This is a genomic window from Parasedimentitalea marina, from assembly GCF_004006175.1.
Taxonomy (GTDB): Bacteria; Pseudomonadota; Alphaproteobacteria; order Rhodobacterales; family Rhodobacteraceae; genus Parasedimentitalea; species Parasedimentitalea marina.
The window spans coordinates 330,488-343,170 of sequence record NZ_CP033219.1 but is presented as its reverse complement, the minus strand read 5'-3'; the positions used below and the strand labels follow the sequence as shown (position 1 = coordinate 343,170).

General features: G+C 55.4%; 12 protein-coding genes. 2 read left to right on the top strand and 10 right to left on the bottom strand.

What is annotated here, in order from left to right; genetic code table 11:
• Nucleotides 1-41: 41 nt before the first annotated feature.
• Complete coding sequence (locus tag EBB79_RS01790; RefSeq protein ID WP_127747191.1) at nt 42-1,952, bottom strand: glycosyltransferase family 2 protein; 1,911 nt, start codon at nt 1,950-1,952, stop codon at nt 42-44.
• A gap of 205 nt (nt 1,953-2,157) precedes the next feature.
• Between EBB79_RS01790 and EBB79_RS01785 the strand changes: the two genes are divergently transcribed.
• Both EBB79_RS01785 and EBB79_RS01780 read left to right on the top strand, forming a co-directional pair.
• Nucleotides 2,158-2,967, top strand: coding sequence for a hypothetical protein (locus tag EBB79_RS01785; RefSeq protein ID WP_127747190.1), 810 nt, complete (start codon nt 2,158-2,160; stop codon nt 2,965-2,967).
• Nucleotides 2,968-2,987: 20 nt separating this feature from the next.
• The gene (locus EBB79_RS01780; protein ID WP_127747189.1) at nt 2,988-3,872 is read left to right on the top strand and encodes a hypothetical protein; all 885 of its coding nucleotides are present in this window, start codon (nt 2,988-2,990) and stop codon (nt 3,870-3,872) included.
• On the opposite strand, the gene uxuA is transcribed toward EBB79_RS01780, so the two are convergent.
• The 9 genes from uxuA to uxaC form a co-directional block, all read right to left on the bottom strand.
• Nucleotides 3,869-5,038, bottom strand: coding sequence for a mannonate dehydratase (gene uxuA / locus EBB79_RS01775; RefSeq protein ID WP_127747188.1), 1,170 nt, complete (start codon nt 5,036-5,038; stop codon nt 3,869-3,871). The two genes, EBB79_RS01780 and uxuA, sit on opposite strands and share 4 nt — an antisense overlap.
• Nucleotides 5,035-6,462, bottom strand: a complete 1,428-nt coding sequence (locus EBB79_RS01770; protein ID WP_127747187.1) for a mannitol dehydrogenase family protein — start codon at nt 6,460-6,462, stop codon at nt 5,035-5,037. Before EBB79_RS01770 ends, uxuA begins: the two co-directional genes overlap by 4 nt.
• Nucleotides 6,440-7,183, bottom strand: coding sequence for a 2-dehydro-3-deoxy-D-gluconate 5-dehydrogenase KduD (kduD, locus tag EBB79_RS01765; RefSeq protein WP_127747186.1), 744 nt, complete (start codon nt 7,181-7,183; stop codon nt 6,440-6,442). The genes EBB79_RS01770 and kduD overlap by 23 nt, the downstream gene beginning before the upstream one ends.
• Nucleotides 7,180-8,004, bottom strand: a complete 825-nt coding sequence (gene kduI / locus EBB79_RS01760) for a 5-dehydro-4-deoxy-D-glucuronate isomerase (protein WP_127750835.1) — start codon at nt 8,002-8,004, stop codon at nt 7,180-7,182. The genes kduD and kduI overlap by 4 nt, the downstream gene beginning before the upstream one ends.
• Nucleotides 8,005-8,020: 16 nt before the next feature.
• Nucleotides 8,021-8,326 carry a cupin domain-containing protein gene (locus EBB79_RS01755; protein WP_127747185.1) on the bottom strand — a complete coding sequence of 102 codons (306 nt, stop codon included), beginning with the start codon at nt 8,324-8,326 and terminating at the stop codon, nt 8,021-8,023.
• 8 nt (nt 8,327-8,334) lie between these two features.
• Nucleotides 8,335-9,615, bottom strand: a complete 1,281-nt coding sequence (locus EBB79_RS01750) for a TRAP transporter large permease (RefSeq protein ID WP_127747184.1) — start codon at nt 9,613-9,615, stop codon at nt 8,335-8,337.
• Between the two features lie 2 nt (nt 9,616-9,617).
• The gene (locus EBB79_RS01745) at nt 9,618-10,127 is read right to left on the bottom strand and encodes a TRAP transporter small permease (RefSeq protein ID WP_420850391.1); all 510 of its coding nucleotides are present in this window, start codon (nt 10,125-10,127) and stop codon (nt 9,618-9,620) included.
• Nucleotides 10,128-10,198: 71 nt separating this feature from the next.
• On the bottom strand, nt 10,199-11,182 hold the full coding sequence (locus EBB79_RS01740) for a TRAP transporter substrate-binding protein (protein WP_127747182.1): 984 nt from the start codon (nt 11,180-11,182) through the stop codon (nt 10,199-10,201).
• A gap of 24 nt (nt 11,183-11,206) precedes the next feature.
• Nucleotides 11,207-12,613, bottom strand: a complete 1,407-nt coding sequence (gene uxaC, locus EBB79_RS01735) for a glucuronate isomerase (RefSeq protein WP_127747181.1) — start codon at nt 12,611-12,613, stop codon at nt 11,207-11,209.
• Nucleotides 12,614-12,683 lie beyond the last annotated feature (70 nt).

Here is a 12,683-nt window from a genome sequence, read left to right as displayed (position 1 = left end):
CGCGCGGACAGGGCTTGGTCTATTTCAATCGGATCAGGCCATTACGGGGCAATCTCTTTCGGTGCAGGCTGCGAAGCAGTGCGAACCAAAAGCAATGCTGCGGACAACGGATTGTCAGTCAGGGGGCAGTAGCCAAATTCGGCCAGCAGATTGACCACCCGGGTGTCTTTCATTTCGCCCTTCAGCGCCCGCCCGCCCAAAACAATCGCCCTCGGCGGGGTGCCTTCAAGACTGTGCAGCTCACTGGCCAGCATCTGCGCGGTCAGGGTTGGATCGTTGACGGCCAGAATATCACAGCCCGTCTGTGCCAGCAGGTCAGACAGGCCAGACGCACTGTTGGCGCCGTCCTCAGGGTGCACCATGGGAGTTATATCAAGACTAAGCTGCGGACCCAGCGACAGCCCATTCAGCCGCCACAGCGCCAATGCCATTTCTGCCAGCCCGTTGATGCCTTCTTGGGCCACGACCTTTACCTGTGGCCGCTCTTTTGCAACCACCCCGGCCAGAAACCCGGCGCCGGCCCCGATATCCAGAAATGTATCACCGGGATTAAGAATTTTAAGCAGCCGACGGGCGATGTTGCGTTCAAATTTTCCATCTGTGATCAACTGCAACGCGGAGGGCGTAAAAATTCTTGGATCAGCCGGAATACTGAGGGTCTTGTTTTCAAACATCTCGGCCGGCGCAGTGTCAGGCAAATGAACCGGATCACCAACATATAAATCGCTGGCCCTAGCCCAATCCGGCTGCGCCTTGCGGCGGTCTTGTTTTGCCTTGGCATTCACCTGTTTTTCGACCTCGGACATCAGGGCGGCGATTTTGGCCGGGTCGCGGGCCTTTGGCGGCTTGGCTACGACCTCGGTTATCGGGATCTTCGAGGCCTCCTGCAGACCAGCAACCAGATCAGCATAGGCATCGGTGCCTTTGAATTCCGTCAGCCGGGCCTCTGCCCGCTCAACCGCAGAGAAATGCAGATCGCGAAGAACCGGATCGCTTAGCAGTATTTCAACGATCTCGTCGCGGCGCGCGCTATAGCGCAGCGTGCTGTCGTCATGGACTTCGTTGCGATCCTGCAGCGCCCAGTAGTCCGAGTTATATTTGTCTTTCTTCAGGTTCACGTTGCCACGAAATTTGCGAATGGCGTAGCTGTCAATGGATTTGACCGCATAGTGGTTCATCTGGGTCCAGTCGTAGCCAACGGTGCGCACGATAGAGCGCCAGCCGCGGAACTTGAAATAGTCCTCCATTGGCTGGCCAGAGCCATTCAGCCATTTGACTGTTTCGGGAAATCCGGTTTTCAGGTGCTTGTTCTTAATCTTGGGCCGATGGATGCCCAGCTTCCAGTACTCCGGATCAAAGGCAAACAGCGTCTTTACGCCCCATCCCTTGTTCCAGGTGGTTGGCGCCGCATGCAGGTATTGCTCGGTCACGGGGGCGCGCGACCAGTCATGTACGCCACTAGAGCCATAGGTGCGCCAAGTGATGACAATGCCGTTGGCTCCGACCTCTTTGGCCGAGGTGATCATGCCATCGATCGATCCGTCACCGTGGCGAATACACAGGAATTCATCGGCATCAAAAACCAGCAACCAGTCACTGGCCTGGACCAGTGGATCGACCTGCGCATGTTTCAACGCGGAAGGCTGTGGCCGGATGCCCTCGGCGATGACATTGCGCCGGTGATGCGCCAGACCCAGCTGTTCCAGGCGAAACAACATATCATCGGTTCCATCCGAACAATCATTGGTAAAGACAACCAGATCCGTGAAACCAACCGCCAGATGATGCGCGATCCATTCCAGAACAAAAGGGCCCTCATCCTTCATCATAGAGACAGCCGTAACCCGGCCATGAGGGCTGATATTCTGCTTCAGAGGAAAATCAACCGTGCTAAAATCTTTGCTGACCACAGCGCCCGAACCGCGGGCCCGGACCTTATTTACATTGCTCATATCTGTACTGCTCTACCCAGCAAATTGGATCGCCGTTGGTTGATCGTCCCTGTGGCATCGTGCCACGAACCGGACCAGAATAACAGGAAAATCAGGAATTTGGCCTTATAAGACTCTGGACAGAGGTGGGCGAGTAGCCCATCTTGCGGGACAATTACATTAAAGATTGCGCGCCGATACATGGCGATCAAAAGCGGAGATAATCATGGCAAATCTGAACCGGCGACCAGTGGCTTCGCTTTGGATCGGCGAGTCCCTTCATTATTTGAATCAGCTTTGCTTGAAGTCGCATATTCTGGCCGGACACCCCACCACGCTCTATTGCACCGATGACGTAAAGAACGCACCCGAGGGGGTGGAAATTCGCCCCGCATCGGAAATCATGGACATCGACATGAGCGTCGTTGACCAGACCAGCGCCTCGTTCCTGTCGAATGTGTTCCGCTACAAAATGATCAAGAAAACCGAGGCCATCTGGATCGACTGCGATGCCTTTTGCCACAAGCCGTTCCCTGATGATATGGAGTACATCTTTGCCGGGCATGGCTTTCGCGGGGCGTTGAATTGTGGCGTGGTTTCCATTCCGGCGCAGGGGCATCTGATCGACTCGTTGCTGGATTACTATGAAAACCTTCCGGACGCGCCACCCTGGTTCAACAAGAACCAGAAGAAAAAACTGGAACGCAATGCGTCGGACCCGCTGCCAGTGCGGATCTACAAGGCCGAGCGGACAGCCTTTGGCCCCCAGGCCTTTACCTATTTCGCGCAGCAGTCAGGCGATTTTGAAAAAGCGCTGTCACCAGACGTTTTGTATCCGGTGCCGTTTCAGCTGAACGATGTCTTTTACGACCCCCATGGCCGGGTCGAAGGCCACTTCACCGAAAACACACTGTCGGTCCACCTGTATACAAACGGCACCAAACCCTGGTGGCGCAAGAACGCCCCGCTCGAGGGGTCTTATGCGGATCGTATGTGCCGCGAGATTGGCATCGATCCGAACCTGGCGCTCAAATAGGAATGGACATGGGGATAGATATGCCTGACGCCCGGAACCTGACTATATTTTATATAGTGGAGCCGCCGGAATACGAAATTCTGTCCTGTTATCTGCTTGCGTCGATACGGTCGCATTTTCCGGGTGACGTTAAGGCTGTCGGCTATTGCCCTGAACACAGATACCACGAGTTACACCCTGGCGTTCACCGTGCCCATGAGCTGATGGGCAGCGAAATTCGCACCTTTTCGACGCAAGACCGGTTTGACCCTGCCTACCCGCACGGCAATAAAATTCTGGCCTGTCTGGAACAGCGCGACAGTGACTATTCGATGTTTGTCGATTCTGATGTCCTGTTTCTCAACGACAACACACCAGAAAATCTGGTCAAACCTGGTCATGTCTCCTGTTCGATGGCCGCATCCATGCTTTGGGCTGAACAATCTGTCTGGGACGACATTTACGGCGCATTGGATGTGCCGATCCCAACAGAGCGGTACAAACTGATGCGCCGCAGCAAAGGGCCAGTCATCCCCTATTTCAGCAGTGGGTTGGTGGTCTTTCCTGAAAAAGACACTGGCAATGGCCGGTTTCCGGATATCTGGTATGAGACCGCACAGATGGTTGATAAGATTGACGGCCTAGAGAAAAAACGCCCTTACCTTGATCAAATGACCCTTCCTGCCGCCATCCGTCGTGCCGGTTTGGACTGGAATATTCTGCCCGAAGAACAGCATTATATTCTGGGTGGTAAGCTCAAAAAGAAGCCTTTGCCAGAGGACCGGGAAATTTACACGATACACTATCGAAATACCCAGAACCTAAAGGATGTCGGGCATATGAAAACCGCCCGCAACTATCTCCAAGAACACACCGGGGAAAAGTTTTTTCGTCGGCTGGCTGGCGATGACGAGAACACAGTCTAGTCGCTCAGGGCGCGGATGACACCGCGCAATTCAGACAAGCCCCGCAAGCGACCGATCAGTGGATATCCCGGAATCAGATCGCGGGTTAGATCAGATAGCATATGGTGACCGTGGTCGGGGCGAAATGGTATGTCATGGTCGCAGCGTCCCGTTTCGCGTCGGCGGGCCTCTTCTTGTAGGATCACCCGAACCAAGGCTACCATATCTGTATCTCCGTCCAGATGGGCCGCCTCCTCAAAGGATCCATTGGGGTCTTTGCGAACATTGCGCAGGTGCACGAAATGAATGCGATCAGCAATATTGGCCGCAATCGCAGGCACATCATTGGCAGGGTTTGCCCCTAGCGAGCCTGCGCATAGAGTCACCCCATTGGCCAGGCTGTCATAGGCTTTCAACACCCAATCCAGATCATCAGCGTTTGAAACGATCCGCGGCAGCCCAAGGATATCGCGGGGTGGATCGTCTTGATGCACGCACAGACGCATCCCCAACTCTTCAGCCGTGGGAACAACCTCCTGCAAGAAACGAGAGTAATTTGCCCGCAGTGCTGCGCGGTCCATGCCTGCATAACGTCCCAAAACGCTGCGCAAGCCAGCCACGTCATAGCGTTCAAATGCACCCGGCAGGCCTGCCATAATTGCGGTCAACAGGGTGTCGCGCTCAGTTTCAGTTGCTTGCTGAAACCATGCCGCCGCCCGTTGACGTACGTCTTCCGGGTAGTCATCCTCGGCGGCCCGGCGGCCCAGCATATGAATTTCAAACGCGGCCATTTTCACAGCATCAAAGCGCAGGCAAGTGGCACCATTTGCAACAGGTGCGGCCAGGTCAGTGCGTGTCCAATCCAGCAGCGGCATGAAGTTATAGCAAATGGTTTTGATGCCCTCGGCGGCAAGATTGGCCATGGACTGACGGTAATTGGCAAACAACTGCTCCAAATTACCTTCGCCCCGCTTAATTTGTTCATGGACCGGCAGGCTTTCGACGACGTTCCATTCAAATCCGGCATTTTGTATCTGTTCTTTGCGCGCAGCAATCGCGTCACGCGGCCAAACTTCACCGTATGGAATGTCGTGCAGCGCTGTCACGATATCGCGCGCGCCTGTCTGGGCCACCTCTCCCAATGTAATGGAATCGAATTCACCGTACCACCGCCAGCTTTCGATCATGTCATTGTTCCTTGTACTGAAAGGCGGGCACCCTTGGTCCAAAGCAACTGGGCTGCCTGAGTTACCGGGGCTACCAATTGATTTGCAAGGTCTTCATCGAAAACCTCGCGCACCGACAGCAGGGTCGCCACGATATCAGCCGGAGTGTCTTGGGCCGCCGCTGTATCACGCAATTGCAGGGCCAAGGGGTCGCGAACATCAATCGTCTTGCCGGTCTCATCTGTACCGCTGACGTAGCGCATCCAAGCCGCCACCGCGAGGCACAGACACGGCGACATGCGACCTGCCGCAAAGTTCTCACGCAGGGTACCCAGCAACCGTTGTGGCAATTTTTGACTGCCATCCATGGCGATTTGCCACGTCCGATGCCGAATGGCGGGGTTGGCGTATCGCGCAAACAATGCCTCGGCGTATGCATCAAGGGCGACACCGGTGGGAGCGACCACGGCAGGGATGATCTCGGCCCAGAGCGCGCGCGCGAAGGTGGCAAAAACCGGATCAGAAATTGTCTGATCAATCGTTTCATGGCCTGCCAGATACCCTGTATAAGCCAGAGCAGAGTGTGTGCCGTTCAGCATTCGTAGCTTCATATGCTCGTGGGCAGTGACATCGACCACCATTTCCGCACCAGCCGCCGCCAGATCGGGGCGTTCCCCCCCTACAAAATCATCCTCAATCGCCCATTGGGAAAACGGTTCATGCATTACAGGGGCAGCATCGGTCACCCCGGTGAGGGTCGCAACACGAGCGATATCGTCTTGTGTGGTGGCAGGTGTAATGCGGTCCACCATGGTACAAGGGAAACGGCCCTCTGTTGCAATCCAGTCAGCCAAATCGGGATCAATCCGTCGGGCCATGTCCAAGACCACACCGCGTACAACACGCCCGTTTTCAGGCAGGTTATCGCAGCTCAACACTGTAAAGGGCGCAATTCCTGCCGCGCGTCGCAATTGCAACGCACGCACCAAAAAACCGACAGCTGAGATCGGTAAATCATGCGCCAGATCATGGATCACATCAGGATGATCCGGGTTCAGGGCTCCGGTCGCAGGATTGTGGCAATAGCCCTTCTCTGTAACCGTCAGCGACACGATCCTGACTGCCGGGTCGGCCATAGCGGTCAGCACGCTCATCGGATCTTCTGGTGCGACCAGAACGTCGTTGAGCACTTCGACACGGCGCGCCACAACGTTATCCGCCGCCAAGGACACAGCAGTATAAGCCCAATCTTGTGGCCGCAGTGCGTCGCGGGTTGCTGGACTGCGCAGAGAAACACCCACAATGCCCCAATCACCACCGGACGCAGCCATTGCATCAGCCACATATACGCACCCAAAGGCCCGGAAAAAAGCGCCTAGACCCAGATGGACAATTCCGGTTTTCGGACGTTGTTTCAAAGTACTATCGGGCAAGCCAGCCTCCATCTACGTTTAATACCGCACCATGCACATAGGCTGCGGCAGGCGTGCAAAGATAGACAGCAGCACCAGCGATGTCCGACGGCGCCCCCCAGTGCCCTGCGGGAATTCGATCAAGAATGGCCTGACTTCGCGCCGGATCTTCGCGCAGCGCCTGGGTATTGTTGGTTTCGATGTAACCGGGGGCTACGGCGTTCACGTTGATGCCCTTTTCGGCCCATTCATTGGCCAGTAATTTGGTCAGTCCTGCCACACCGTGTTTGGACGCCGAGTAGGACGGCACGCGGATACCGCCCTGAAACGATAGTAAGGATGCGATATTCACAACTGCACCCTGCCCGCCGCGCGTCAGTACTGCCTTGGCAAAGGCCTGCGTAGTAAAGAACAGCGCCTTCAGGTTTACATCCATGACTGCGTCCCAGTCGTCTTCGGTGAACTCCACCGCATCATTGCGCCGGATGATGCCTGCATTGTTGATCAGAATGTCGATGTCTTGGTCTGCGAACAGGGTTTGCCCGGCCATTGGGTCACTGAAATCCACGCTCAGGTTTGTGGCCTCACCACCAAGCTTTTCAATTTCGAGCAAGGTTTCATCAGAGGGTCGGCGGCCAGCACAGATGACGTAAGCACCTGCCTGCGCAAGACCAATGGCAATCGCTTGGCCGATACCTGTGTTGGCCCCTGTCACCAGGGCACGACGCCCTGCAAGAGAGAACGGATTGTTCACCGCAAATCCCCCATAGCAACCATATCCATATCCGTGAAATCAACATTGTCGCCGGCCATCGCCCAACAGAATGTATAGGCCCCGGTGCCAGCCCCGCAGTGCACAGACCAGGGCGGTGAAATCACCGCTTCTTCGTTCGCCATCACAATATGGCGGGTTTGGTCAGGCTCGCCCATGATGTGGAAAACCCGCTGATCTGCACCAACATCAAAATACAGATACGCTTCCATTCGGCGATCGTGCAGGTGGGCGGGCATTGTGTTCCACACGGATCCTTCGGCAAACTGAGTGTACCCCATGACAAGCTGGCAGGTCTCGGCAACTTCGGGATGCAGGAACTGCAGAATAACCCTCTCGTTCGCGGTTTCGCGGGCGCCCATTTCAACGCGCCGTGCATCGGCCAATTTAATCAATCTGGTAGGGCAGCTGCGATGCGCTGGAGCGGACAGAAGATAGAACCGGCCGGCCCCGGAAAAACCTACCGGACCAGAGCCCATGCCAATATACAGCACTTCCCCGCGTTCAAGTATGTGGTCCTCACCACCCACGATGATGGAACCGGTGTCGCCCACGTTCAACACACCCAATTCACGACGGTCCAGGAAAGACGCAGTCCCTGTTTCTGGCATGTGATCCAGCATCAATGTCCCGTTTCCGGGCACCGCTGATCCCAAGATCAAGCGGTCATAGTGACTGTAAACAAGGTTGATTTCACCTTCGGCGAACAACCCGCCAACGTGGAAATGATCCCTGAGTTGATCCGTATCCAGCGTCTTGGCCGTGGCTGGATCAATGGCATATCGAGTTTGGCTTTTCAGCATGGTCATGTCTTTCAAATCAAAGAAAATCAGCGCGGCGCGGCGTGAAGGTGTCAATCAGGGTGCCGGCCTCAAGGCAGATGCACCCGTGGTGAGCTTGGGACGGGATTATCAAACTGTCGCCAGCTCCCAAATCGTGTTCAGCTCCATCAATCGAAAAGACAAAGCGCCCGGACCCGACATAAGTAGCCTGCACATGCGGATGGCTGTGCAGTTTACCTTCGGCACCTGTCTCAAACCGGAATGCGACCAGCATTAGATCAGCGTTTTCCGCCAGAACCTGACGCGTCACGCCGGGATCCGTCGGGACAATTGGATTTTTCATACCAGACCTCAGTGAAACAACGACGGCAGCCATAGCGACAGCGCCGGAATGTAGGTGACAAGCATCAGGGTGCCAAAGGCTGCTCCGTAGAACGGCCAGATCGACCGCACCGCATCCCAGACTGGAATTCGGCCCACAGCACAGCCAACAAACAGCACAGCTCCGACCGGGGGGGTGCACAGGCCGATGCCGAGGTTCAGGATCAAAATGACGCCAAAATGCACTGGATCGACACCAAAGGCGGTCGCCACTGGCAAAAAGATCGGAGTGGTGATCACGATCAGCGGTGACATGTCCATAAAGGTGCCCAGCAGCAGCAACACCACGTTGAGCAGCAGCAGGATGATGATTGGGTTGTCGGAAACGCCCTGCAATAGCGCCACCATCGATGCCGGTACTTTTGTGTAGGCCAGCAGCCAACCAAACGACGCTGCACAGCCAATAACCAGCAACACCATGGCTGTGGTACGTACGGCAGCCAAAGTTGCCTCAACAAAGTCATTCCAGCTTAGGCTACGGTACACAAAGAACGTCACCAGCAAGGCGTAAACCACTGCGATGTTCGACGATTCCGAGGCGGTAAAAATGCCGGACCGCACACCGCCAAAGATGATCGCCACAAGCACCAAACCCGGAGCCGCAGAGACAAACAGCGTACCGATCATGCGAAACCCCTGGAACGGCTGCACCGGATAGCCTTTGCGCTTGGCCACCCACCAGGCCGCAATCATCAGCGTCAACGCCAGCAGGAAACCCGGCACAATGCCGGCCGTGAACAGATCAGCGATCGAGATCCGCCCTCCGGCCGCAATTGAATAGATAATCATGTTGTGCGACGGCGGCAGCATCAGGGCAATGATCGAGCTGACAACAGTGATATTGACCGCATAGTCAACGTCATATCCGCGCTCTTTCATTTGCGGCACCATCAGGCCACCCACCGCACTTGCGTCAGCCGCGGCTGATCCAGACACGCCGCCAAACATCACTGATGACAGCACATTGACCTGGCCCAGACCGCCGCGAAGGTGGCCCACAAAGGCACCAGCCAAAGCCACCAGACGGCGGGCGATGTCGCCGCGCACCATCAGGTCACCAGCGAAGATAAAGAAGGGGATTGCCATCAATGCAAAGACAGAGACCCCGGAATTCAGGCGTTGAAATACCACCACCGGCGGCAAGCCGAGATAGGCGATGGTGGCAAAGCTGGATACGCCTAGGCAAAAGGCCACTGGGGTGCCAATTAGAAGCAGAAAGACAAAGGTGCCAAAAAGGACATATAGTTCCATTGTTATTGCTCCACCGCGTCTTCGCCAAATCGGGCGGTTGGCAATCCGGCAGCCCGGCGGGCCACCCGTTCAATGGAAAACAGAACCACCAGGATTCCTCCGGCGACCAGCGGGGCAAAATCAAAGGCACCGGAAATTCCAAGACCCGGCAGCTTGTTTGCGGCAGTTTTGGCGGCCAGTTGCCAGCCAAACCAGATCATGCCGATCCCAAAACCAGCCACGGCCGTGTCAGAGATTGAATAGAGAATAAGTTTGACCCTTTCAGGTACGAGATAAAGCATCACATCAAAGGACAGATGATACCCTTCGCGGATACCGACGGCGGCCCCCAAAAAGATGAACCAACCCATGATCATCACCGAGGCGGGTTCGGTCCAAATGATACTGTCATTCAGGATATAGCGCCAAAACACCTGTGCTGCGATCAGCGCTGTCATCGCTACCAACCCCACACCTGCCACCCAAAGCGCCGCACGGGCCAGTAGACCGGTGACGAGGACCACTGATTTCATTGTGTTTTTCACGCGTACATCCTTGATCGAACTAAAAAAGGCCTGCACCAAAAGGAACAGGCCAGTTCACTTTAGTTGGTGGCTTGAATGTCAGCGACCATTTGCTGAAGAACCGTCGAAGTGACGTATTTTTCATAGACCGGAACCATTGCTTCGATGAACGGTGTTTTGTCGATATCCGTGATGATTTCGACCCCAGCCTCACGTACGCGGGCTTCGGAAGTCTGCTCACGTGCAATCCAAAGGTCCCGCATGACCGGAACAGAATCGCGCGCGGCCTGACGGACCAGCGCCTGATCTTCAACGCTCAGCTTGTCGAACGACGACTTCGCCATCACCAGTACTTCGGGCACGATCAAGTGCTGATCAAGCGTGTAGTATTTCGCGACCTCAAAGTGACCAGAGCTGTCATAAGATGGCCAGTTGTTTTCGGCGCCGTCGATAACACCCGTCTGAATGGACGAATACACTTCGCCATAGGGCATCGGCGTGGCATTGGCACCCAGCGCGCTGACCATGTCGACAAACATGTCTGACTGCATCACGCGGAACTTCATCCCAGCCAGATCATCGATCGAGGCAATCGGCTTTTCGGAATTATAAAAACTGCGCGAGCCGCCGTCATAGAACGCCAAGCCCACCAAATCATGATCACTGAACGCGTCCAGAATTTGCTGGCCAACAGGGCCGTCCATAACCTTGTTCATGTGCCCTACCGACCGGAAGATATAGGGCAGCGACGGCACTTGGGTTTCTTCGATGATGTTGTTGAACGGTCCCAACGAGACACGGTTCATGTCGATCACACCAAACTGGGTTTGCTCAATGGTGTCTTTTTCCTCACCCAACTGGGCAGAGTGGAACACTTCGATGCACAACCGGCCGTCCGAGCGCTCTTTCAGCATCTCACCCATGGCGTTCACGGCCGCAACGGTGGGATACCCATCCGGATGGGTGTCCGATGAGCGCAGCGTGATCTCGCAAGATGCCGCAGCAGCCGAGGCCAGCGCAACACTGGCGAGCAAAGCCGCCCCTATAGTTTTTACGTAAGTCATTGTTTTCCTCCCTGGAAATGGCTCTCAGAGCCGATAGGCTTGTTTGGCAAGCCGATATGCAAGGTCTTGTGCGACCTCGAATGCCTCATCCTCATGCAATCGTCCGGTGGCGACCAATGTGGCGAGAAACGAGCAATCCACACGGCGCGCCACATTATGGCGGGCCGGGATCGAGCAAAAGGCGCGAGTGTCGTCATTAAAGCCGACGGTGTTGTAAAAACCTGCAGTTTCAGTTGCCATTTCGCGAAACCGGAGCATGCCCTCATAGCTGTCGTGGAACCACCACGGCGGTCCCAGTTTCAGCGCGGGGTAAACCCCCGCAAGCGGTGCCAATTCGCGCGAATAGCTTGTCTCGTCCATGGTAAACACGATGATTGTCAGGTCCGACCGCCCGCCAACCGCGTTCAGTAGTGGACGCAGCGCGGCCACGTAATCGGTGCGCGTCGGGATGTCATAGCCTTTGTCGCGCCCGAACTGAGCTGCAATATCATCGGAATGATTGCGGAATGCGCCGGGATGGATCTGCATAACCAGCCCGTCGTCAATGCTCATCCGTGCCATTTCCGTCAACATATGTGCGCGAAAACGGTCGGCTTCGTCTGCGCTGCATTTGCCCTGCAATGCTTTGGAGAACAACGCCGCGGCCTCGGCTTGCGGAAGATCCTCAGTGCGCGCAGATGGATGACCGTGGTCGCTTGAAGTCGCACCCAGTGTTTTGAAAAATGCGCGCCGCTTACGATGTGCAGCTATGTACCCAATCCAGGTCGTGGTGTCCTCATCCGTCATTTCGCCCATGATCTGTACGTTGTTGGTAAATCCCTCAAATTCAGGATCAACAACCGCATCAGGGCGGTATGAGGTGATAACATTGCCGTCCCAGCCGCTATCACGGATCATTTTGTGCCAACGCAGGTCGTCTATCGCGCTTTCGGTTGTAGAAATTGCCTCAATATTGAAACGCTTGAACAAAGCACGTGGACGAAACGCGTCTTGTTTCAGACAGTCGGCTATCTGATCATAGATCATATCCGCAGTTTCCAGCGACAAGCGCGCGGTTATGCCGAACACCTCTTGAAATGCATGATCGATCCAAAGGCGCGACGGCGTCCCCCTGAACAGATAGAAGTTCTCTGCGAACAGACGCCAAATTTTACGTTTGTCTTGCTCGGTTGCGCCACCGTCAGCGCGTGGCACACCAAGGGCACTCAGCGCGATACCCTGGGAATGCAACATCCGGAAAACATAGTGGTCCGGCGTCACAAACAAGTCGGTCGGATTGGAGAAGTTTTGGTTTTCAGCAAACCAGCGCGGGTCGGTGTGACCGTGAGGACTGACAATCGGCAGCTGCTTTACGCTTTGGAATAGCACGCGCGCCAAATCACGCACTGTTGGATCTGTTGGAAACAGGCGATTTTCGTCCAGCAAAGCCATCAAAGTTTCTTCCTCAATACTTACCCCGACACCATTCTGTGTCTGGCAACTCAACTGATATCCTAGGATC